Here is a 21507-nt window from a genome sequence, read left to right as displayed (position 1 = left end):
ATGGTGGCTATGACGGGATTCGAACCTGTGACCCCCGCATTATGAGTGCGATGCTCTAACCAACTGAGCTACATAGCCAACCTTGCTTCCGGTGAGTCGTTACCTCGTCACCGTGCGGGCCGAATTATGCGTATCTGGCTCTGGGGCGTCAACCCTTTTTTTGCCAGAAAAACGCAATTTGAGTGCGTTTGACCAGTTATTGGTCTCTGTTGCGCAAAAGCCCAACAATCTGGTTTTTTTTAAGACATTGCCATGATTACCCGGGCAATGGCAGATAAAAAACAGGCCAGCAAATGCTGGCCTGTCATGGGATTAGACGTTGAACAGGAAGTTCATGATATCGCCATCTTTGACGATGTAATCTTTCCCTTCAGCGCGCATCTTGCCCGCTTCCTTGGCGCCTTGCTCACCCTTGTAGTTGATAAAGTCTTCAAAGGCGATGGTTTGGGCGCGAATAAAGCCTTTTTCAAAGTCAGTGTGGATCTTGCCAGCCGCTTGCGGGGCCGTGGCACCGACCGGAATAGTCCAGGCGCGTACCTCTTTCACACCGGCGGTGAAGTAGGTCTGCAGGTTGAGCAGCTGGTAGCCGGAGCGGATAACACGGTTCAGGCCCGGCTCTTCGATGCCCAAGTCAGCCATGAACTCGGCGCGATCTTCATCGTCCAGTTCGGCGATGTCGGCTTCGATGGCGCAGCAGACCACGACCACGACCGCGTTCTCGGCGGCGGCGATTTCACGCACCTTGTCCAGATAGGGATTGTTCTCGAAGCCATCTTCCGCCACGTTGGCGATATACATGGTGGGTTTGAGGGTCAGGAAGTTGAGGTGGCTGACGGCGGCCAGCTCTTCTTTATCCAGCTTCATGCCGCGGATCATCTGACCGTTTTCCAGTGCGACCTTGATCTTCTCAAGCACTTCCACTTCCAGCTTGGCATCCTTGTCGCCGCCTTTGGCACGCTTGGACTGGCGGTGAATGGCGCGCTCGCAGGCGTCCAGATCCGACAGGGCCAGCTCGGTGTTGATCACTTCGATGTCGTCGGCAGGGGAGACCTTGCCGGCAACGTGAATGATGTTCTCGTCGTCGAAGCAGCGCACTACGTGACCGATCGCTTCGGTTTCACGGATGTTGGCGAGGAACTGGTTACCCAGACCTTCACCCTTGGAGGCACCGGCAACCAGACCGGCGATGTCGACGAATTCCATGGTGGTCGGCACAACGCGCTGCGGATTGATGATGGCAGCCAGCTGATCGAGGCGCGGGTCCGGCATCGGCACCACACCTGTGTTCGGCTCGATGGTGCAGAACGGGAAGTTGGCGGCTTCGATACCGGCCTTGGTCAGCGCGTTGAACAGGGTGGATTTGCCTACATTGGGCAGGCCCACGATACCGCATTTAAAACCCATGGATTGTTACCTTACTTGATGGATGCTGTTGGGGATCGCCCGCAGGCGGCCCATGTCATGCTTGTTCTGGTCGTTGCTCATGTACCGGCACAATGCCCGTACAGGGTCAAACCGACCTAACCCTTTTCCGCCTTGAAGCTGTGCAAGCGATTCATGGCCTTGGTCATATCTTGTTTGAACAGGATGTCGGTGGCGCGCAGAGACTCGTCCAGCGCGGCGTCGATCAGGTTCTGTTCACTGCTGGGGGCCTTGGTCAGGACGAAGCCAGCCACCTGCTCTTTGCTGCCGGGATGGCCGATCCCGAGGCGCAGCCGGAAGAAGTTATTGTTGTTGCCCATCTTGGCGATGATGTCCTTGAGGCCGTTATGGCCACCGTGACCACCACCTTGCTTGAACTTGGCGATGCCCGGCGGCAGATCCAGTTCGTCATGGGCCACCAGCATCGCTTCCGGCTCAATCTGATAAAAACGCGCCAGTGCGGCCACCGCCTTGCCGGAGAGGTTCATATAGGTGTTCGGGATGAGCAGCCGCACATCCTGCCCCTCGACCAGGATGCGGGCAGTATGGCCGAAGAACTTGGGTTCTTCACGCAGGCTGACATTGTGCCAGCGGGCCAGTTGCTCCACATACCAGGCGCCCGCATTGTGGCGGGTTTTGGCATATTCCGGGCCGGGGTTGCCCAGTCCGACGATCAGTTTGATTTCGCTTGTCACGCTTGATGTCTTCACTCGCAGCTGCCGTGGGCACACTACCCAGGGCAATAGGACGCAATATTCTAGCCGCCGAGTGGCGATCACTCAACCAATGCGCATGTTATGGCGGGATTTGCAGCATTATTGCGGCCAATGGGTGGCTAACGGTGGGCAAACGGGCCTCTTGCAAGAGGCCCGTTTCAGTTTACCGATGGATTGTGCCCGGTTGACTACCGTCGTTATTTGGCACGCAGCAGGGTTACAGTTTCCTCATCCAGCGCGGTCAGGGAGGGGCGGGCATCGCGCACATACTCCACGAAAGAGGCTGCATCGGTGCCGCAATCCACGCCGCTGGCTTTGCAATCGAGGGCCTGGCCCGGGGCATAGACGGCACTCAGCAGTTCGCCGTTTTGTGCCACCTTCAGCACCGGGAAGGCGGTCAGCTTGCCATTGACGCTGGCGATATCGACCCGCTCGCTCTTCTGACGCTGGACATTGGCCAGCGCCTGCCAGCCATCGTTGCCGTTGGCGCTGTAGGCGTTCATCACTACCCGATAGTGCAGGCTATCCACCAGATCTTGCCACTCGCCGCTTGCGGTCTTGCGCTGCAATTGGGTCAGGGTGCCCGCTTTGCCTGCGTCGGTCTCCTGGAAGGTGTAACGCAGGTGACCGCCATAGGGGAACTTGCCGGCATGGGCGCTGGCGGGCAGGGTGGCGGTGATGGTCTCGGTCAGGAGGGCGCGTACCTCGGCGCCGGTCAGGGTCAGCACCGAGAGCTGGTTCTTGAACGGCAGCAGGGTGAGGGCGCTATCCCCCTCACGCCATTCGCCAGCAGGCAGGTCGGCGCGCACGCCGCCCACCGCAACCAGAGAAAAATCGACCGGGCCGCCGGTCAGGGCTTGCACTGCTGGGGTATTGGCCCAGTAGAAATCCCCTTCGGCAACCAGCGGCGCTACATCTGAGCCGTGGCTGTCGCTGCCGTTGTCACCGGGACGACGGGCATTTTGCAGCTGCTCGGGGATGGTGCCGATCACTGGGCCATAAGCTTTCTCCAGCGCCGGTTTGTAGTGGCTGTCGATGATGCCGCGCAGGCGCGGGTCTTCATCCACGGTGACCAGATTGGGCTGGTTGTCGACAAACTGGCTCGCCTCTTTGCTGCGGGCATCGTCGAGCGCCTGCTTGCGCGCCGCATCGGCGAAGAAGTCGCGGCTGGCCAGCAGGCTGTTGTGGCCCTGGCAGTCGGTCACCTGACCCTGGCTGTCAAAGGTTACCTGTGCCAGACCGATGGCCTGGGCGTAGGAGCCTGCCTGCACCACGCAGGTTTTGCCGATGCCATCCGGATTGGTCACCAGCTTGGCGTAATCGCCGGTCTTACCCCAGCCGATATTGCGAAAATCGCCGAGCAGGCTGTGGGAGTGGCCGCCGACGATGGCATCGAGGCCGTTTACCTTGGCCGCCAGCGCCAGATCCCGCTCGTTGCCGATGTGGGTCAGGGCCACGATCTGGTGGATCCCCTTGGCTTGCAGCATGTCGACCGTGGCCTGAGCCGAGGCGACCTCCTTGCCAAAGCGCAGCTTGCCGACGTTGGGGGCGATATTGCCCATGTCTTCCAGTACCAGACCGATGATGGCGACCAGCTGTTTGCCTTGTGGCAGGTTGTCGAGATCGGTAACCGGGCTCTTCTGGTTACCGTCAAAGGCGTAGACCACGAAGGGCTTGAGGTTGTCAGCCTTGCTGAGGGCCGGATCGGCCTTGGTGTCGAGGTTGGCGGCCAGCACCGGGAAGTTGACCCCCTCGATGAAGCGGGCCAGCTTCTGGTTATCCAGATCGAACTCGTGGTTGCCCAGCGCCATGGCATCGAGGCCGAACTGGCTCAGCAACTCGGCGTTGGCCATCCCCTCGTTGAGTTTGAAGTAGCCGCTGCCCTGCCAGGCATCACCGCCGTGCAGCAGCAGCAAGGGCTGGTTCTTGGCCAGCGCCTCGGCCTGATAGGCTTTCGCCATGGTCAGCAGGCGCGGGTAACCGCCAAAGCGGGTATAGAGGGTGTCCGTCTCCCCCTGCTGGGCAAAGATCTGCCCTTTGATCTCGGCATTGACCGGATCAAACTGGGAGTGGGTGTCGTTCATGTGAGCCAGAGTCAGCACGAAGGGCGGGTTCTCTTTGGCGGGCTGACAGGCGAACAGGGCGGAGGTGAGGGTCGCGAGCAGGAGGGGACGCAAGCAATTCATGGGTAAATCCTTAAGCCTGCCGGGGGCAGGGTCGTACCAGATAGCAGAAAGTTGGAAAGAGAAGGTCCAGAAAGACGAAAACCGCCTGATGGCGGTTTTCGTTATTGCTGAATCTATCAATGCTCAAACATGGCAGAGATGGACTCTTCGTTGCTGATGCGACGAATGGCTTCGGCCAGTACAGTTGACAGCGTCAGCTGCTTGACCTTGCCGACCGCTTTCATCTCCGCAGTGAGCGGGATGGAGTCGGTGATGATCAGTTCGTCGATCACGGAGTTCTTGATGTTCTCGACGGCGGAACCGGAGAAGACCGGGTGAGTTGCGTAAGCGAATACACGCTTGGCACCGCGCTCTTTCAGGGCCTCTGCGGCTTTGCACAGGGTGCCGCCAGTGTCGATCATGTCATCAACGATGATGCAGTCGCGGCCGGCAACGTCACCGATCAGGTGCATGACCTGGGAGACGTTCGGGCGGGGACGGCGCTTGTCGATGATGGCGATGTCGGTGTCATCCAGCAGCTTGGCGATGGCGCGGGCACGCACGACGCCACCGATGTCCGGGGAAACGACGACAGGAGACTCGAGGTTCTTGGACTTCATGTCTTCCAGCAGCACCGGGCTACCGAACACGTTGTCTACCGGAACGTCGAAGAAACCTTGAATTTGCTCGGCATGCAGGTCAACGGTCAGCACGCGATCCACACCGACGCTGGAGAGGAAGTCAGCGACAACCTTGGCGGTGATGGGGACACGGGCGGAGCGGACGCGGCGGTCCTGACGGGCATAACCAAAGTAGGGGATAACGGCAGTGATACGGCCAGCTGAAGCACGACGCAGAGCATCCACCATGACGATCAATTCCATCAAATTGTCGTTGGTCGGGGCACAGGTGGATTGAATGATGAAGATATCGCCACCACGTACATTCTCATTGATCTGTACGCTGATCTCGCCGTCGCTAAAGCGACCTACGGCAGCATTGCCGAGTTTGATAAACAGGCGATCTGCGATCTTCTGGGCTAGTTCCGGCGTTGCGTTACCAGCAAACAGCTTCATGTCAGGCACGGTTTGAAACCTCGGGGTTGCATCCAGTATGTGGGGGAGTCTGAAATCAGACCCTATCGTTTTGGGGCAAACGATTTATCAAGATAACGTACAAGGTGTCTGCTGCCCAATGAATGTGATGATACCGGTAACCCGAATCCGTGGCCGAGTGCAAAACCGGCCACGTTAATCACAACGCATCATTGCTACTTGGGAATTGGCTGGGGTACTAGGATTCGAACCTAGGAATGGCGAGATCAAAACCCGCTGCCTTACCGCTTGGCGATACCCCAATCATTTGAACTGTTGCAATGTGGAGAAGAGAGGTGATATGTTCTCGCCCTTGGCGACAAACCCATCAAGTCCCTTCGGCACGCAGGCCAACACTTCCCGAGCAGTTACTTCGTCTTCAAATTGAGCAAAGACGCAGGCTCCTGTGCCCGTCATTCTTGACGGCGCGTATTCTAGCAACCAGCCGAGCGCATTGGCAACCTCGGGGTGGCGCTTTTTCACCAGTGATTCGCAATCGTTTTTCCACTCGCCTTCCAGCAGGTTGTCCAGCGACATTTTCGGCGTGGCTCTCGGCAGCTCCGGATCCTGGAATACGGCCGCGGTCGCCACATGGCAATCGGGCTTGAGCACCAGATACCAAGCATCGGGCAGTTCGACCGGTTGCAGCCGCTCACCCACTCCTTCGGCAAAGGCCGCCTTGCCACGGACAAACACCGGCACATCGGCCCCCAGCTGGACGCCGAGCGCTGCCAGTTCATCTTCGCTCAAACCCGCTTGCCAGAGGTGGTTAAGCGCCACCAGCGTGGTCGCTGCATCGGACGAACCGCCGCCAATGCCGCCCCCCATGGGCAGCACTTTTTCCAGCCGGATATGGGCACCTTGCGGGCTCGGCAGGGTTGCTTGCAGCAGGCGCGCCGCCCGGATAATCAGATTCTGCTCATCCGGCACCCCGGGAATGGCCGGGCTCAGGGTGAGTGTGTCGCTATTCGGTATCACCTCGAACTCGAGCCAGTCGCTGTGGTTGAGGAAGATAAACAGGGTCTGCAGCTCGTGATAGCCATCGGGACGACGGCCATTGACGTGTAAAAACAGGTTGAGTTTGGCCGGTGCCGGCCAGCGTGTGGAAGCCATTAACGTGCAAGAGTCCATTGGTTGATCTGAAGCTTGAGGCGGCTGTTCTGGCCAGTCATGGTCAGCTGGTGCGGCAGGCGGTAGCCATCCTGATCCCGATAATCGCCATAGACGATCTGCCACTGGCCGTCGCGCACGCTGGCCAGACTGCTGTCGGGGTTGAGTTCAAACTCCGCCTGACCCGGCAGCCCCTTGATCCACTCCGGTAATCCCGCAACCGGAATATTCCAGCCGGTCAGTTGATAGATGAGCGCTTCGGCATCCTGGCTCTGGTGGCGATTGCCGTCGCTGTCGAGCAGGGTGATCTCTCCCTTGCTGCGGGAGAGCTCCAGAATGCTGGTGCCAATCAGGCTGGTGAGGTTGAGGCGATAATCCTCGCCATCCTGCTGCCAGTTGAGGCGGGCGCTGCCCTTTTGTTGGGGGGTGATGATGGCCATCTTGCCGGATAGCTGCCAGTGGGTCAGTTGCTCGAGACGGGTCCGCTCCTGGTTCCAGTTCACCTGGTCACGCTGGGGCTGGGTGGTGGCACAACCGGCCAGCAACAGCAGGCAGGTGAGGGTAAAAATACGTAGCAGCAAGGGACGGCTCCAGAGAGAGGAATTTGCCACAGTATACGGGGCGGCCGTATTGCTTTTAAAGACTTACCCTTTCTCGTACAATTGGCAGCCTTTGCACCCAGCGTATGAAATGATCGTCGCCCACTCATGAGTTTGCTTGCCCTCGGAATCAACCACAACACCGCCAGTGTCGCCTTGCGGGAACGGGTCGCCTTTGGCCCGGACTGCATCGATCGCGCCTTGCGTGAGCTGGTGAGCCAACCCGGTGTCAGCGAGGCGGTGATCGTCTCCACCTGCAACCGGACCGAACTCTATTGCAATCTGGAGGAGGAGCGGCAGGAGCAAGTGCTGCGCTGGCTTCAACAGTTCCACGGGCTGGACGCGGCCGAACTGGTCACTGCCATCTATCAGCATCACGATGAAGAGGCGGTGCGCCACCTGATGCGGGTGGCGTGCGGGCTTGACTCGCTGGTGTTGGGGGAGCCGCAGATCCTGGGGCAGATCAAGCAATCCTACGCTCATGCCCAGCAGGCGGAGTCGGTGAAGGGGGCGCTGGAGCGGCTGTTCCAGAAATCCTTCTCGGTGGCGAAAAGAGTGCGTACCGATACCGAGATTGGCGCCAGTGCCGTGTCGGTGGCCTTTGCCGCCGTCAGTCTGGGTCGGCGGATCTTCTCCGATCTCTCCCAGACCAAGGTATTGCTGGTCGGGGCGGGGGAGACCATTGAACTGGTGGCCCGTCATTTGCGCGAGCAGAACGTCACCAAGATGATGGTGGCGAACCGCACCCTGCAGCGCGCCCAGACTCTGGCAGCCGAATTCGGCGCCCAGGTGATGACGCTCGAAGAGATCCCCGACTATCTGCACGAGGCGGATATTGTCATCAGCTCGACCGCCAGCCCACTGCCCATCATCGGCAAGGGGATGGTGGAGCGCGCGCTGAAGGCCCGCCGCTTCAAGCCCATGTTTCTGGTGGATATTGCCGTGCCGCGCGACATCGAAGCCGAAGTCGATGAGCTCTCCGATGCCTATCTCTACACGGTGGATGATTTGCAGGGGATCATTGAGCAGAACCTCGAAACCCGTAAACGGGCTGCCGCACAGGCGGAAGTGATCGTGCAGGAAGAGCGCGACGAGTTTATGGGCTGGTATCGCGGCCAGAGCTCGGTCGACCTCATTCGCGATTACCGCCATCAGTCACAGCAAGTGGCTGATGAAGAGTTGCAACGGGCCCTGCTGGCGTTGGCGCAGGGCGAGAGTGCCGAACAGGCGCTCAAGGCGATGGCCCATCGCCTCACCAACAAATTGATCCACGCGCCGACCCAGGCGTTGCGCCAGGCTGCCTCCCAGGGGGATCAGAGCGAGCTCTCCCGCTTGCGGCAGGCGCTGGGGTTGTCACAAGAGCCATAATTTTCGGGCAACCTGCCGGTTGTCCCGTCCTCCATTGAGAATGCAAGAGTTATGAATCCGTCACTGATCAGAAAGCTGGAAGGCCTCATCGAGCGCCACGAAGAAGTACAGGCCATGCTCGGCGAGCCGGATGTGGTCTCGGATCAGGATCGCTACCGCGCCCTGACCCGCGAATATGCCCAGCTGGAAGATATCGTTCACGCCTTCCAGCGTTACCGTCAGGCGCAGGATGATCTGGAGACCACCCAGATGATGCTGGAGGATGATGATGCCGACCTGCGCGAGATGGTGCAGGAGGAGCTGCCGCTCGCCAAGGCCAATCTGGAGGCGCTGGAGCAGGAGCTGCAACTGATGTTGCTGCCCAAGGATCCCAAGGATGACAACAACTGCTATCTGGAGATCCGCGCCGGTGCCGGTGGCGACGAAGCGGCCATCTTTGCCGGTGACCTGTTCCGCATGTATTCACGGTTTGCCGAGCGTCAGGGCTGGCGCGTCTCCATCGTCAGCTGCAATGACGGTGAATACGGTGGCTACAAGGAGGTGATCGCCAAGATCGACGGCGAGCGCGTCTATGGCCGTCTCAAGTTTGAATCCGGTGGTCACCGGGTGCAGCGGGTGCCGGAGACCGAATCTCAGGGCCGGGTGCACACCTCCGCCTGTACCGTCGCCGTGCTGCCGGAAGTGCCGGAAGCCGAGCAGATCGAGATCAACCCTTCCGACTTGAAGATCGACACCTTCCGCGCCTCCGGTGCCGGTGGTCAGCACGTCAACAAGACCGACTCGGCCATTCGTATCACCCACCTGCCGACCGGGCTGGTGGTGGAGTGTCAGGACGAGCGCTCCCAGCACAAGAACCGCGCCAAGGCGATGTCGGTGCTCTCCGCCCGCCTGCAAGCGGCCGAGGATGAGCGCCACCGCGCCGCCGAGCAGAGCACCCGCCGCAATCTGGTGGGCTCCGGCGATCGCTCCGAGCGCATTCGTACCTACAACTACCCGCAGGGCCGCCTCTCCGAGCACCGCATCAACCTGACCCTCTACCGCCTCTCCGAAATTTTGGAAGGGGATCTGGACTGCGTCATCACACCGCTGGTGCAGGAGTATCAGGCCGATCAGCTCGCCTCGCTGGCCGAGAACAACTGATGCAAATGGTGATCCGGCAAGCTCGCATTAAGTGTTGTGCCCATAAGGTGGAGTGGCACTGATGCAGATCCAGCAGGCCCGCGCCCATATCATGACCGTGCTGGCTGGGGGAGAATCCCCCCGCGCCGATGCCGATGTACTGCTCTGCCATCTGCTCGGGTGTCGTCGCAGCTATCTGATGACCTGGCCCGAGCGTGAGCTGGATGCCGCCCAGCAGGCCACCCTGCAGGGGTGGCTGGCCCGTCGTCTCAATGGCGAACCCATCGCCCATCTGGTGGGCGAGCGGGAGTTCTGGTCGCTGCCGCTGAAAGTGAGCCCGGCGACCCTGATCCCGCGCCCCGATACCGAGGTGCTGGTCGAGCAGGCGCTGACCAAAATCCCGCAGGGGCCGTGCGCCGTGCTGGATCTGGGCACCGGCACCGGCGCCATCGCGCTGGCGCTCAAGTCCGAGCGGCCCGAAATCGATGTGTGGGCGGTGGATCGGATGGTGGACGCTGCCGCACTGGCTCGCGAGAACAGCGCCGCGCTGGAGTTACCCATCGAGGTGCGCGACGGCAGCTGGTTCGAGCCCCTTGGCGAGCCGGATCGCGACGAAACGCCACGATTTGCGGTGATTGTCTCCAATCCCCCCTATATTGATGGCGCCGATCCTCATCTTGAGCAGGGTGACGTGCGCTTTGAACCCCGCTCGGCGCTGGTTGCCGATGACGCCGGGCTGGCCGATATCCGCCACATCGTGGCCCATGCTCCCGCTTATCTGTTGCTTGACGGCTGGTTGCTGCTGGAGCATGGCTGGGATCAGGGGGAGGCGGTGCGTCAGTTGCTGCGTGATGGCGGCTACCGTGAGGTAGCCACGGTGCGTGATTACGGGGATAACGACAGGGTGACGCTGGGCCTCTGCCCGCTGCGCTGACGGTTCCTCACTGTTACACGGCGGGTTGCCTGTGCGCCCCCATGCAAGGATTGAATATGGTTTTTGTGCTCAAACACCTGCACCTCACCCTGATTGCCGGGGCCGCGCTGATGTTTATGCTCCGCTTCTACTGGGTACAGACCGCTACTGGCCGTGCCTACAGCGCGCCGGTGATGAAGGTCAGCGGCTGGCTCAATGGTCTGGTGGTGCTCTCCGGCGTATTGCTCTGCATGGTGCTGGATCTCAACCCGCTCAATAACGGAACGCCCTGGCTCAGCGAGAAGCTGATGGCCATTCTGGTGCTGGTATTTCTGGCGGCGATGGCGCTGCGGCTGGCCAAAAGCAATCTGGTGCGCTGGTGCTCCTTTCTGGGGGCGCTCGGCTGGATCTACTTTATTGCCAAGTTGGCAGTGCTCAAACAGACGAGTGTGTTCGGCTAAGGCATGAAGAGAATGTTACACATAGACGAATGGACCGATTTCGAAGCCCACGACATTACCGAGCTGGCGTTGTCAGTCAGTGACGAAATTTATGGCTCGGTCGAGGAGGGGATGCGCGAGTTGAACCTGCTGGACGAGTGGCTGGACGAGCAGATCGAAGAGGGCACCTGCGACGAGGTGCGCCAGCAGTTGCTGCAGGGCTTCTACCACAGCCTCGGTTTTCATGGCGACTGGCAGGATTATTTCTCTGCCAACAACTGCGATCTCAATCAGGTGCTGGTTCAGCGCAAGGGGATCCCGGTCAGCCTCGGTATTCTCATCATCCAGCTGGGACGCAAGCTTGGGCTCGATGTGGAGGGGATCTGCTTCCCCGGCCACTTCCTGGTGAGCTTTGCCGGTGGCGAGGGGGAGGTCTATGTCGACCCCTTTACCGGCGACGAGCTGAGCCTGGCCCGCATCGAGCTGCTGCTGCGCGGCGCGTTGGGGGACTTGGCGACCCTGACCCCCGACTACCTGCAACCCTCCGGCCAGTGGGAGATCATCGAACGGCTGCTCAACGTCAGCAAGGGTGCCCTGCTGCGGGAAGACCGCATGCCCGAGGCGCTGCGTTGCAGCGAGCTGTTGCTGCGGATGAAGCCCGGCGATCCGCTGGAGACGCGGGATCGCGGCTTTATCTACGAGCAGCTCGATTGCCCGCGCCAGGCCGCCGACGATTTTGAATATTTTATTGAACAATGCCCGGACGATCCGGTGGCCGATGTGCTGAAAGTGCAGCTGGCCGCGCTGGATCTGAGCCCCAAGCCCCTCCATTAAGGGCGGCTTGAAACTGAAACAGAAGAATATCAAGGCCGCAGCGCTCGGCTGCAACGGAGTAACTTGGCTTCAGGCCCCTTCATTAAGGAAGTCTTAGATGGAACAGAAGAATATCAAGATCAACCAGATCGACGTAGCCAACGACAAACCGTTCGTGCTGTTTGGCGGCATGAACGTGCTGGAATCCCGCGACATGGCGATGGCGGTGTGCGAGAAGTACGTGGAAGTGACCAGCAAGCTGGGCATCCCGTTTGTCTTCAAGGCGAGCTGGGACAAGGCCAACCGCTCCTCCATCCACTCTTACCGCGGTCCGGGTCTGGAAGAGGGGATGAAGATTTTCCAGGAGCTGAAAGCGACCTTCGGCATGCCGGTCATCTCCGATCTGCACGAACCCCATCAGGCCAAGCCGGTTGCCGAGGTGGTTGACGTTATCCAGCTGCCCGCTTTCCTGGCACGCCAGACCGATCTGGTGGAAGCCATGGCCCGCACCGGCAACGTTATCAACATCAAGAAGCCGCAGTTCCTCAGCCCAAGTCAGATGAAGAACATCACCGACAAGTTCGAGGAGTGCGGCAACGATCAGCTGATCCTGTGCGAGCGCGGTGCCAATTTTGGCTACGACAACCTGGTGGTGGACATGCTGGGCCTGGGGGTGATGAAGAAGAGCACCGGCGGCTATCCGGTGATCTTTGACGTGACCCACTCCCTGCAGTGCCGTGATCCGCTGGGGGCCGCCTCCGGTGGTCGTCGCGAACAGGTGACCGAGCTGGCACGTGCCGGCATGGCGGTCGGTCTGGCCGGTCTCTTTATCGAATCCCACCCGGATCCGAAAATTGCCCGCTGCGATGGCCCGAGTGCCCTGCCGCTGGAGAAGCTGGAAGGCTTCCTCAAACAGATGAAGGCCATCGATGACCTGATCAAGGGCTTCGAACCCCTCGATACTTCGGCCTGATCCCGACGCTGTCATGCCTGATAAAAATGCCCCGCAATGCGGGGTATTTTTATATCTGCCATATTTAGTTGAAGACTCAAATTAATCTACGAGCAAACAATTGTTGGTTTCTGTGGTGTTAATGGTGTTAATTTTGTTGTGTGATTAATGTCTCTTAATTGTTTTTTATTACATGTAAAGTGGTCCCCGTAGTAATGCAGAAACAGCATGGATCGGGTGAGGTACGCAGATATCTCGTCCGGCTATCTGCATGTTTATTGCTGCCATAACAATGTGCAATTAAATTAACAGGACGTTAATAATGCGAAAGAAACTATTTAGCAGCCTCTATTTTCAGGTATTGCTCGCGATTACCCTCGGGGTATTTCTGGGGCATGTCTATCCGGAACTGGGCGCCGATATGAAGCCCCTCGGTGATGGCTTCGTCAAATTGATCAAGATGATCATTGCCCCCGTTATTTTCTGTACCGTGGTTACCGGCATTGCCGGGATGGAGAGCATGAAGGCAGTCGGCAAGACCGGCGCCATTGCTCTGCTCTACTTCGAGGTGGTCAGCACCATCGCCTTGATCATCGGGCTGTGCGTGGTCAACCTGTTACAACCGGGTGCCGGCATGAACGTCGATCCGGCTGCGCTGGATGCCAGCGCCATCTCCGCCTATGCGGAGCAGGCCAAGTCCCAGGGCATTATCGCCTTTTTGCTGGATATTATTCCGGGCAGTGTGATCGGTGCCTTTGCCAGCGGTAATATCTTGCAGGTGTTACTGTTTGCGGTGCTGTTCGGCTTCTCCCTGCATCATATCGGTGAAAAGGGACAGGTTATTTTCGGCGTCATCGACAGTTTCTCCAAAGTCATATTTGGCATTATCAATATGATAATGAGACTGGCGCCGGTCGGTGCATTCGGGGCAATGGCATTTACCATCGGCAAATATGGAGTAGGTTCACTGGTACAGCTGGGCCAGCTTATTGCCTGCTTCTATCTCACCTGCCTCTTCTTTATCTTCATTGTGCTGGGCAGCATCGCTAAAGCCTCAGGTTTTAGCATCCTGCGTTTCATCTCCTACATTCGTGAGGAGTTGCTGATCGTGCTGGGGACCTCCTCTTCCGAGTCGGTACTGCCGCGGATGCTGGACAAGATGGAGAAGCTGGGTTGCCAGAAATCGGTGGTGGGGCTGGTCATTCCGACCGGGTACTCCTTTAACCTGGATGGCACCTCCATCTATCTGACCATGGCGGCGATTTTTATCGCCCAGGCTACCAATACGCCGCTGGATCTGTTCCAACAGATCACCCTGCTGGTGGTACTGCTGATCTCCTCGAAAGGGGCGGCGGGGGTAACTGGTAGTGGCTTTATCGTGCTGGCGGCGACTATTTCGGCGGTTGGCCATCTGCCACTGGCTGGTTTGGCGCTGATCCTGGGGATCGACCGTTTTATGTCCGAAGCGCGGGCGTTGACCAACCTGATCGGTAACGGGGTTGCCACCGTGGTGGTCGCCAAATACTGCAAGCAGCTGGACGAGAAGAAAATAGATGCAGTGCTCGGCGGCAAGGTCGGGCAACTGGAAGCGGACAGGGCGTAAGAGCTGTTCCCCCCCGCACGGCCGCGTTGGCTGGTGCGGGGCAATAAAAAAACGGCCAATCGGCCGTTTTTTTGTGCTGATACCGCAAGTATCAGCTCTTCACTGCAGGGCGCTGATTACAGGCTCTGGGTGAAAGTACGGGTAACCACGTCACGCTGCTGTTCCGGGGTCAGGGCGTTGAAACGCACTGCGTAGCCAGATACACGGATGGTCAGCTGCGGGTACTTCTCCGGGTTTTCGATTGCATCTTCCAGAGTTTCGCGACGCAGCACGTTGACGTTCAGGTGCTGGCCACCTTCAACAGCAGGCTCAGCCTGAACCGGCAGTTCGCGGTATTCGAACTGACCCAGGTCAGCCAGTTGCACTTCTTGATCGGCAGCGAAAGCATCGCCTTTGACGCAGATGCAGCGAGCTTGTTGCTTCTCTTCGTCCAGCAGCCAGAAAGAGTTCAGCAGAGCGGTGTTGGCGGCCTGGGTGATTTGAATGCCTTTGATCATGGTATGACTCCTCAATGGGAACGCGAATCCAACTGTAAGGAAATTACCCTGATGTATTTAAGCTACCGTCGATGGCGATGACTTAAAGGGCCCTTGCCTTACACCTTTTCTTTGATGAGGTCATATATACCACGGTGGTAACATTACCAAAATTGATCTAGATCAAGAAAATCCGACAAAGCGCCATTTCAATGGGATTAAATTCTTGAGTTGAATCAAAAATAGGTCATTTTTCTGATTTTGTAAGATATCCAAATTATGCATCTTTTATCTCGTTAATCTAGTAATTTAACTACATCTTTTGGGCTTTTTCTGAGGTTAATTGAGGGGTTGGCTACACTCAGCAAAAAAAGCGAGGAGAGTGCCGGGTGAATAATGGATGGCGAAAGTGGGCATGGCTGGCCCTGTTCTGTTGCTGGGCAAGCAGTGTTGCGGTACGGGCCGAGACGGTGCGTATTGCTGTGGGCGAGTGGCCGCCCTATATCAGTGAGGCGCTGCCCAATCAGGGCTTTCTCTGTGAGGTGGTGCGCCAGGCCTTTGCCGAAGAGGGGCTCGATGTCAGCTTTCACTTCTATTCCTGGGCCGAGGCTTACCGACTGACTCTGGAGGGACGCTATGTGGTCACCATGCCCTGGTTTCGCTCCCGCGAGCGGGAGCAGCTTTTCTATCTCTCCGCCTCGCTCGGCCATTTCACCACTCGCCTGATGACGCTGACCGGTACGCCCGCGGTCAATCTGGGTGAGCTGAAACACGAGCCGGTCGGGGTGACCCGTGGCTATTTTTATGGCGATGGTTTTGCCGCTCGCCAAGCCGGGCTCACCCTCGAGTGGTCAGATTCCGATGAGCAGAGCATGGGCAAGCTGCTTGACGGGCGGATCCACTATCTGGTGATGGATGAGCAGGTGGCACAGACTCTGTTCCAGCAGGCGCTCGTTCGTCATCCCCAATCACTGTCACTGACCGGCGCCGCCGACCCCATCTGGTCGCAACCGGGATACTTGCTGATGCGCAAGGCCGATCCCGAGGCGCGCCGTCTGATGCTGCTGTTCAATACCGGGCTGCGCAAGTTGGAGCGCTCGGGACGCCTCGCCAGGCTCTGGAAAGCGTGAGCCACGGTTGCGTCTTGCGGGCTGGCCCCCTATCCTGAGCCCTTCGCCGTATCAAGTGAGGAGGCCGGGGTGCTGACCTGGAGTGATGTGATTGGCTCTGAGAAAGAGCAGGACTATTTCAAGAGTACGCTGGCAACTGTCAGAGCCGAGCGGGAAGCGGGCAAGGTGATCTACCCGCCAGCTACCGATGTGTTCAATGCCTTCAAGCTGACCGAGCTGGATCAGGTCAAGGTGGTGATCCTGGGCCAGGATCCCTACCACGGCCCCAATCAGGCGCACGGGCTCTGCTTCTCCGTTCTGCCCGGCGTGCGTACGCCCCCCTCACTGGTCAACATCTATAAAGAGATGCAGCGTGACCTGCCAGGTTTCGTCACACCCAATCACGGCTTTCTCGAATCCTGGGCCAAACAGGGTGTCTTGCTGCTCAACACTGTGCTGACGGTGCAGGCCGGTCAGGCCCATTCCCACGCCCATCTGGGATGGGAGACCTTTACCGACCGGGTCATCGAGCAGATCAATGCCAGTTGTCAGGGGGTGGTGTTCCTGCTGTGGGGGGCCCACGCCCAGAAGAAGGGACGTTTCATCGACCGCCAGCGCCACTATGTGCTGACCGCGCCGCACCCGAGCCCACTCTCTGCCCACCGCGGTTTCATCGGTTGCGGTCACTTTAGCGAGACCAATCGCTTGCTGGAACAACAGGGCAAGAGTCCGATAGAGTGGAAATCTGTCTGCATCCCACTTGATTGAGTGCAAAGTTCGGGCGACAAATGACCGTATACTCAGGGACATAAGATTAATTCAGAGCCAAGGAGTGCCCATGTTATCCAGTCTGCACAAGGACCATCTCAACATCGCCCGACTTTTGGAGCTGCTCAAGCACAAGCTGGCAGCCATCCGTGCCGAAGAGCCCATCAGCTATTTTCTGGTGCGCGATGTCATCGACTACCTGCGGGAGGTCTCTGACAAGTACCACCATCCCAAGGAAGACCTCATCTATGACTACTACCTGAAATATCGGGTGGTGGAGGGTGAGGTCGCCAACCGCCTGCAGGAGGAGCACGTCAAGCTGCTGGAGGCCGGAGCCGATCTCAAGGAGATGGTGGAGATGATCCTGATGGATGCGGTGATCCCCCTCGATCAGTTCACTACCAAGCTGGAGCGCTTCGTGGAATTGCAAGAGGCACACATGAACTATGAAGAGGGGGTGATCTTCCCCCATCTGCGTGACTCCCTGACCGAGGATGACTGGCGTCATCTGGAGCAAAACTGGCAGAACCGCGCCATTGGCGACCCCCTGTTCGGGGCTGAGGTGAGCCAGCACTTCCAGGCACTGGCCAAACGCCTCTCTCTACCGCTCACGACCGGCTAAGACGAGCCCGTACCTGCCGTGTGGCGGGGATTGTGTGAGTGCAACTTGAGTGAAAACAGAAAGGCCTCCATCTGGAGGCCTTTTGCATGGTGGAGCAAGCTTACGCCTGTGGTTTCAGGAAGTTGCGATAGAGCATATAGAGGTGGGCCGAGCTCCAGCTGAAGTTGCTGGCCCCCTGCATGGCGCCGGTCTCCGGATTGTAGTTTTCGCGGATGGGGCCGCTGCCCGCCAAGCCCTCTGCGTTGTTGAACAGTTTGTTGACCAGTGCTTCGGCATCGCTGCGGTAGCCGTAGTTCTCCAGCCCCTTCACCCCGAAGTAGAACTGATCGAGCCATACCCGGCCGCGCCAGTAGATATTGGGGTCGTAGGCCGGGTTGGTGAGTGCGGCTGTGCCCAGCGGGATCTTTGTGTTGAACTCCTGGGCGTTGAGCATCACCTCGCGCACCCGTGCCGCTTTCTCCTTGTCGGCGACCTCAGCCCAGAGCGGGCTCCACCCTTCCGGGCCACGGCCGCGGGCGGTCAGCAATTTGCCGACGCAGCCGTTGCCGTCAGCAACATCCCCCTGAGCAATCTGACGATCGTAATAGAAGCCTGATGCCTCATCGAACATGCAGCTGTTGATGTAACCAGCCAGCTGGGTCGCGCCATCGCGGTAGCGGCTCGCGTCGTCCGGCTTGCCAAGCAGGTCGGCCATGTCTGCCAGAATGCGTTTCTCCTTGGCGAGGAAGGCGTTGAGCTCCACTGACTCCTGATCGATGGAGAAGCCGATCAAATCGCCATTGTCCTGATGGTTTTCAAAGAAGGCGACGTTCCAGTCCTGACGTGCCTTGGCCAAATCTCCGCGATAAGTCTTGTCGGCATAGCGTTGCAGCTGGCCCGGTTCGATAAAGCCGAAGCGGGCGGCGTTGTCCATGCCGGACTCCCAACCGGCGCCGTGCTGGGCACCGATATCCATGTCGCTGTAACCGCCCACGTTCAACACCTGTTGATAGAGCGGCATACCGGCGCAGGCATACCAGCCATCCCCCTCACTGGTACAGCTGGAGAGATCCAGCCCGGCGGGAATACCGTTGGAGTACTGCACCTTGAAGGTGATATTGCCGTACTCGTCGTTGTGCTCCACATGCTTGGTGGCGCCATATTCGATGATACCGTTGCGGTTATTGTCCCGCGCGCGGTACCACCAGTCGTGGTAGGCCTGCAGCTTGGGATACATCTCGGCGATAAAGGCCTTGTCCTTGGTGGCGCTGTAGATTTCCCAGATAGCCCAGGCGGAGAGGGGCGGCTTGGTGTCGCGCTCGTTCCAGTTGCCGCCATCGCCACCGCGATCCGCCAGCTTGTTGTAGAAGACGGCGTCGATCACCATGCCCGCATCTTGCGGTCGAACCGGGTCATCCGGCTGCACCTGATAGTCATACATGGCGCGCACGTTGTTCTTGGCCACCTCAGGGTTGAAGTGCGCCATGGCATAGGCGTGCTTCCAGCTGTCCCAAGCCCAGACGCCGTCGAACCAGCGGGCGGTATTGGAGGGGGTTACCCCGTCGTGGAGGATGGCGCCAGCCGGGGAGCGCCAGTTGCCATTGAGGGTCTCCATCGCCTTGACGGCGATGCGGCGCTCCGACTCGGGGATACCCTGATTGGAGAGACCCTTGGCAAGGTAGTCCTCCCAGCGGCGGATGGAGTCGGCAAAATAGCTGGCCGGGTTGGCCAGCAGGGCTTGACGGCTCTGCTGATAGCGGCTGGCGTCATCTGCGGAGTGGAGATAGCTCTGCAGGGTGTAGATATCCTCGCTCCCTTTGGCGGCCAGGGTAATGCTGGCGTCGCTTTGGTAGCCCAGTGTCTTCTGGTCGAGGGTGGTGCGGCTTGGCAGGGTGCGGTCGATTCGATAGCGGGCGCTGCCGCTCTGCATGATGTTCCAGGTGCTGCGCAGTTTACCGAACTGGAATTCGATTCCTTTGTCGCTCTCGCTGATGGTGCGTGTCCAGCCTGGATATTTGCTGGCAATCGTATCCTTGGCATCCCATTGATTGAGCAACTCGCCCTGCCAGTTGAGGTTGAGGGTGAGCGGTGCATCGGTCTGGTTGATGAGTCGGGTGCGGATAAGAGCGGTGCGGGCATCGCCATAACGCAGCTCCAGCTCCAGCGTAAAGGGCTCGAACTCGAAGCGTTGCACCAGTGCACCGGGAATGGCGTACACCTCCTGCTTGCGGGCGCTGGTGAGCGGGAACGGGCGGCCGCTCGCATCGCTGAGGGTAAGCTTGTCCAGCTCGCTGGCAAAGAAGAGGCTGTACTCCTCGGAGATGACCATGGGGCCGGTAAAGCCCCCCCACTCCTTGTCGCTGGCAGGCAGCAGGAAACCGTGCCATGCCCCCAGATCGAGCAGCGGGTTGTATTTGAGGTTGGAGTAGCTGTCAAAGTCGCGGAATTGGGTCGGAGTTCCCCGACGGTCGATCACGTCCTTGTACTGGATGGCCTGCTCCGGTTTGGCGACTGTGCTGCTCTTTGTCTGGTTATCGTTGCAGGCGGTCAGTCCGAACAGGGCGGTGCCTAGGGCTACCGAGAGTAAAGTTTTACGAAACATTTCTCGCTCCAATTCCGTTTATGTAGGTTAAAAGGAAGATTTTTTACGCTTATTTTTAGTGAAAAGGTGTTCGGTAGCCATTGTATGGCAAGGAGAAAGGGGGCGCTGGCGCGAGATCACACTCTGAAGAGGCGGCAATGTGAGCGAGATCACCGGGTTACATCAGGTTACATTAGATTGGTTTTAAGTAATGTTTTACTTGTCGTTGCTCGCCAATCTGGCAGGGCAGGTGTGCAGGTATTGGTGAGGCGTCAGGCCGAACTCCTGTTTGAAGCGGGCGGCAAAGCGGCTGGGGGAGTCATAACCGCAGGCGAGGGCGACCTCCAGCGGGGTCAGGCCCTGTTGCAACAGGTTGAGGGCGTGGCTCATGCGCACCTGAGCCAGCAACTGGCGAAAGCTGCGACCTTCGGCGGCCAGCTTGCGCACCATGGAGGCGCGGCTCATGGAGAAGTGGGGGGCCACCGCCTCCAGGGTGTGGTCGATTCCGGGTTCCACCGCCAGGTAGCGTGCCAGCCGCTCTGCGAGGGTCATGGTGCTGGCGGGAAAGAGCAATCCGAGGGCGTTGGCGGCCCGCAGTTCGGCATAGAAGCCGCGCAGCAGTTCGGCCTGGGTCGCTTCGCTCAGTCCCCGTTCGGCCATGGTGCTGATGAGTTCAAAGCAGAAGGCGAGCCCGGGGGTGACTTTGACGGCGGGTTCCTCCAGATCGGCGTGGAAAGGGGCTGACTCGGCCAGCCATTCTGGTGGCGGCGGGGTGAGCAGCGTGATGGCGTGGGAGCGAAACTTGCCCTGCTCCGGCTGATTGACGAAAGTGAGCAGGTGGCCTGCCGGGATCAGCAGCCACCGCTCCCTGTCAAACGACAGACGTCGCTCGCGCCACCACAGTTGCTTGCTCCCCTGGGTGACCCAGATGAGGGTCGGGGCGTAGATGAGCACCCGGTGCAGGGGCTGCTGGCGGATCCCGAGATAGTGGCTCTGTTGCAGCAGGGGAGTGCTCATCCGGTTGGCTCCTAGGGGGTGACGAAGGTGGCGGTCAGGGTGGCTTTGCCGAGCGCCATGCTGTTGAGCATGTAGCCTACCATAGCGGGCGGGGTATCAGCCTTCACCTCGAGATCATGGGGCAGGGCCCAGGCGGTGAACTGATAGCGGTGCATGCCGTGACCTGCGGGCGGGCAGGGGCCGCCGTAACCCTGGCTGCCAAAGTCGGTGCGGATCTCCAATCCCTGCTTGAGCTTGCCGGAGGCATTGCTGGCCAGCTCGCTCTGGGTGGCAGGCAGGTTAACCACCAGCCAGTGCCACCAACCGCTGCCGGTAGGGGCATCGGGGTCATAGGCGGTGATGGCAACACTCTTGGTGCCTGCCGGCAGATCCTGCCAGCTAAGTTGGGGCGAGTGGTTGTCGCCGCTGCAGCCAAAGCCGTTGAAGCTGAACTGTTTGTCCATCAACTGGCCTTCGTGAATGTCCGTGCTCTTCAGGGTCATGGCAAAGGCTGGCATGGCCGTCAGGCAGAGCAGTGGCAACAGGGCACTCTGTTTGAGCAATTTCATCGGGTGACTCCTCGTGTAGTAACGGGTTCACTTTAGCGAGGGTGGGACAGGATTTTGTTGCAGAACGACTCAAAGTGAGGTCGATTAGTGAGT

General features: G+C 59.1%; 19 protein-coding genes, 2 tRNA genes and 1 pseudogene. 10 read left to right on the top strand and 12 right to left on the bottom strand.

Features of this window, described 5'->3' with window-relative positions:
- Position 1 precedes the first annotated feature (1 nt).
- The 8 genes and pseudogenes from OKB77_RS11305 to lolB all read right to left on the bottom strand — a co-directional run bounded on the left by OKB77_RS11305 (position 2) and on the right by lolB (position 7088).
- Positions 2 to 78 (bottom strand) — tRNA-Met (locus OKB77_RS11305).
- 234 nt (positions 79 to 312) lie between these two features.
- Positions 313 to 1404, bottom strand: a complete 1092-nt coding sequence (gene ychF / locus OKB77_RS11300) for a redox-regulated ATPase YchF (RefSeq protein ID WP_005353921.1) — start codon at positions 1402 to 1404, stop codon at positions 313 to 315.
- A gap of 116 nt (positions 1405 to 1520) precedes the next feature.
- Positions 1521 to 2117, bottom strand: a complete 597-nt coding sequence (gene pth / locus OKB77_RS11295) for an aminoacyl-tRNA hydrolase (RefSeq protein ID WP_005334960.1) — start codon at positions 2115 to 2117, stop codon at positions 1521 to 1523.
- Positions 2118 to 2335: 218 nt separating this feature from the next.
- Positions 2336 to 4324 carry a bifunctional metallophosphatase/5'-nucleotidase gene (locus OKB77_RS11290; RefSeq protein WP_270817643.1) on the bottom strand — a complete coding sequence of 663 codons (1989 nt, stop codon included), beginning with the start codon at positions 4322 to 4324 and terminating at the stop codon, positions 2336 to 2338.
- 116 nt (positions 4325 to 4440) lie between these two features.
- A complete protein-coding gene (locus tag OKB77_RS11285; protein ID WP_005343846.1) occupies positions 4441 to 5388 on the bottom strand; it encodes a ribose-phosphate pyrophosphokinase in 948 nt (315 codons plus the stop codon).
- A 197-nt stretch (positions 5389 to 5585) separates the two neighbouring features.
- Positions 5586 to 5660, bottom strand: a tRNA-Gln gene (locus OKB77_RS11280).
- Positions 5640 to 6510, bottom strand: a pseudogene (ispE, locus tag OKB77_RS11275) (4-(cytidine 5'-diphospho)-2-C-methyl-D-erythritol kinase). Before ispE ends, OKB77_RS11280 begins: the two are co-directional and overlap by 21 nt.
- Positions 6510 to 7088: a lipoprotein insertase outer membrane protein LolB gene (gene lolB, locus OKB77_RS11270; protein ID WP_005353907.1), complete on the bottom strand. Its 579-nt coding sequence runs from the start codon at positions 7086 to 7088 to the stop codon at positions 6510 to 6512. The pseudogene ispE and the gene lolB overlap by 1 nt, the downstream one beginning before the upstream one ends.
- 126 nt (positions 7089 to 7214) lie before the next feature.
- Between lolB and hemA the strand changes: the two genes are divergently transcribed.
- The 7 genes from hemA (at position 7215) to OKB77_RS11235 (ending at position 14314) form a co-directional block, all read left to right on the top strand.
- Entirely contained in the window at positions 7215 to 8474 is a 1260-nt protein-coding gene (gene hemA / locus OKB77_RS11265; protein WP_005362209.1) for a glutamyl-tRNA reductase, read from the top strand.
- Positions 8475 to 8525: 51 nt separating this feature from the next.
- Positions 8526 to 9614, top strand: a complete 1089-nt coding sequence (gene prfA, locus OKB77_RS11260) for a peptide chain release factor 1 (RefSeq protein ID WP_270817642.1) — start codon at positions 8526 to 8528, stop codon at positions 9612 to 9614.
- A 61-nt stretch (positions 9615 to 9675) separates the two neighbouring features.
- Positions 9676 to 10527, top strand: coding sequence for a peptide chain release factor N(5)-glutamine methyltransferase (gene prmC, locus OKB77_RS11255; protein WP_270817640.1), 852 nt, complete (start codon positions 9676 to 9678; stop codon positions 10525 to 10527).
- A gap of 56 nt (positions 10528 to 10583) precedes the next feature.
- The gene (locus OKB77_RS11250; RefSeq protein WP_270817639.1) at positions 10584 to 10967 is read left to right on the top strand and encodes a SirB2 family protein; all 384 of its coding nucleotides are present in this window, start codon (positions 10584 to 10586) and stop codon (positions 10965 to 10967) included.
- A gap of 12 nt (positions 10968 to 10979) precedes the next feature.
- Positions 10980 to 11780: a SirB1 family protein gene (locus OKB77_RS11245; protein WP_005334938.1), complete on the top strand. Its 801-nt coding sequence runs from the start codon at positions 10980 to 10982 to the stop codon at positions 11778 to 11780.
- Between the two features lie 97 nt (positions 11781 to 11877).
- The gene (gene kdsA / locus OKB77_RS11240) at positions 11878 to 12732 is read left to right on the top strand and encodes a 3-deoxy-8-phosphooctulonate synthase (protein WP_005334937.1); all 855 of its coding nucleotides are present in this window, start codon (positions 11878 to 11880) and stop codon (positions 12730 to 12732) included.
- 301 nt (positions 12733 to 13033) lie between these two features.
- Positions 13034 to 14314: a dicarboxylate/amino acid:cation symporter gene (locus tag OKB77_RS11235; protein ID WP_270817638.1), complete on the top strand. Its 1281-nt coding sequence runs from the start codon at positions 13034 to 13036 to the stop codon at positions 14312 to 14314.
- Between the two features lie 116 nt (positions 14315 to 14430).
- Here the strand turns inward: OKB77_RS11235 and grcA are convergent, their stop codons facing one another.
- Positions 14431 to 14811, bottom strand: a complete 381-nt coding sequence (gene grcA / locus OKB77_RS11230) for an autonomous glycyl radical cofactor GrcA (protein ID WP_005334936.1) — start codon at positions 14809 to 14811, stop codon at positions 14431 to 14433.
- Between the two features lie 368 nt (positions 14812 to 15179).
- On the opposite strand from grcA, the gene OKB77_RS11225 reads away from it, so the two are divergent.
- The 3 genes from OKB77_RS11225 to OKB77_RS11215 all read left to right on the top strand — a co-directional run bounded on the left by OKB77_RS11225 (position 15180) and on the right by OKB77_RS11215 (position 17289).
- On the top strand, positions 15180 to 15920 hold the full coding sequence (locus tag OKB77_RS11225) for a substrate-binding periplasmic protein (RefSeq protein ID WP_058055670.1): 741 nt from the start codon (positions 15180 to 15182) through the stop codon (positions 15918 to 15920).
- Between the two features lie 69 nt (positions 15921 to 15989).
- Positions 15990 to 16667 (top strand): uracil-DNA glycosylase, encoded by a 678-nt coding sequence (ung, locus tag OKB77_RS11220; protein WP_005353881.1) that lies wholly within the window; start codon positions 15990 to 15992, stop codon positions 16665 to 16667.
- Positions 16668 to 16737: 70 nt separating this feature from the next.
- Positions 16738 to 17289, top strand: coding sequence for a hemerythrin domain-containing protein (locus tag OKB77_RS11215; protein WP_005353878.1), 552 nt, complete (start codon positions 16738 to 16740; stop codon positions 17287 to 17289).
- A gap of 100 nt (positions 17290 to 17389) precedes the next feature.
- On the opposite strand, the gene ygjK is transcribed toward OKB77_RS11215, so the two are convergent.
- The 3 genes from ygjK to OKB77_RS11200 form a co-directional block, all read right to left on the bottom strand.
- Positions 17390 to 19870: an alpha-glucosidase gene (gene ygjK, locus OKB77_RS11210; protein WP_270817637.1), complete on the bottom strand. Its 2481-nt coding sequence runs from the start codon at positions 19868 to 19870 to the stop codon at positions 17390 to 17392.
- A 195-nt stretch (positions 19871 to 20065) separates the two neighbouring features.
- Complete coding sequence (locus OKB77_RS11205) at positions 20066 to 20866, bottom strand: helix-turn-helix transcriptional regulator (RefSeq protein WP_270817636.1); 801 nt, start codon at positions 20864 to 20866, stop codon at positions 20066 to 20068.
- Positions 20867 to 20877: 11 nt separating this feature from the next.
- Entirely contained in the window at positions 20878 to 21414 is a 537-nt protein-coding gene (locus tag OKB77_RS11200) for a YbhB/YbcL family Raf kinase inhibitor-like protein (RefSeq protein WP_005353872.1), read from the bottom strand.
- Between the last annotated feature and the right edge of the window lie 93 nt (positions 21415 to 21507).

Source organism: Aeromonas sp. Y318-3 (genome assembly GCF_027706185.1).
In the GTDB taxonomy this organism is placed as follows: Bacteria; Pseudomonadota; Gammaproteobacteria; order Enterobacterales; family Aeromonadaceae; genus Aeromonas; species Aeromonas veronii.
This window is presented reverse-complemented; position numbering and strand designations above follow the sequence as displayed.

What these genes read in the sequence shown, in the direction of transcription:
- OKB77_RS11235 (WP_270817638.1), top strand. Translation starts at nt 13,034, where the DNA reads ATGCGAAAGAAACTATTTAGCAGCCTCTATTTTCAGGTATTGCTCGCG.
- prfA (WP_270817642.1), top strand. Translation starts at nt 8,526, where the DNA reads ATGAATCCGTCACTGATCAGAAAGCTGGAAGGCCTCATCGAGCGCCAC.
- ygjK (WP_270817637.1), bottom strand. Translation starts at nt 19,870, where the DNA reads ATGTTTCGTAAAACTTTACTCTCGGTAGCCCTAGGCACCGCCCTGTTC.
- OKB77_RS11250 (WP_270817639.1), top strand. Translation starts at nt 10,584, where the DNA reads ATGGTTTTTGTGCTCAAACACCTGCACCTCACCCTGATTGCCGGGGCC.
- kdsA (WP_005334937.1), top strand. Translation starts at nt 11,878, where the DNA reads ATGGAACAGAAGAATATCAAGATCAACCAGATCGACGTAGCCAACGAC.
- OKB77_RS11205 (WP_270817636.1), bottom strand. Translation starts at nt 20,866, where the DNA reads ATGAGCACTCCCCTGCTGCAACAGAGCCACTATCTCGGGATCCGCCAG.
- prmC (WP_270817640.1), top strand. Translation starts at nt 9,676, where the DNA reads ATGCAGATCCAGCAGGCCCGCGCCCATATCATGACCGTGCTGGCTGGG.
- hemA (WP_005362209.1), top strand. Translation starts at nt 7,215, where the DNA reads ATGAGTTTGCTTGCCCTCGGAATCAACCACAACACCGCCAGTGTCGCC.
- OKB77_RS11245 (WP_005334938.1), top strand. Translation starts at nt 10,980, where the DNA reads ATGTTACACATAGACGAATGGACCGATTTCGAAGCCCACGACATTACC.
- OKB77_RS11200 (WP_005353872.1), bottom strand. Translation starts at nt 21,414, where the DNA reads ATGAAATTGCTCAAACAGAGTGCCCTGTTGCCACTGCTCTGCCTGACG.
- ychF (WP_005353921.1), bottom strand. Translation starts at nt 1,404, where the DNA reads ATGGGTTTTAAATGCGGTATCGTGGGCCTGCCCAATGTAGGCAAATCC.
- OKB77_RS11215 (WP_005353878.1), top strand. Translation starts at nt 16,738, where the DNA reads ATGTTATCCAGTCTGCACAAGGACCATCTCAACATCGCCCGACTTTTG.
- OKB77_RS11290 (WP_270817643.1), bottom strand. Translation starts at nt 4,324, where the DNA reads ATGAATTGCTTGCGTCCCCTCCTGCTCGCGACCCTCACCTCCGCCCTG.
- grcA (WP_005334936.1), bottom strand. Translation starts at nt 14,811, where the DNA reads ATGATCAAAGGCATTCAAATCACCCAGGCCGCCAACACCGCTCTGCTG.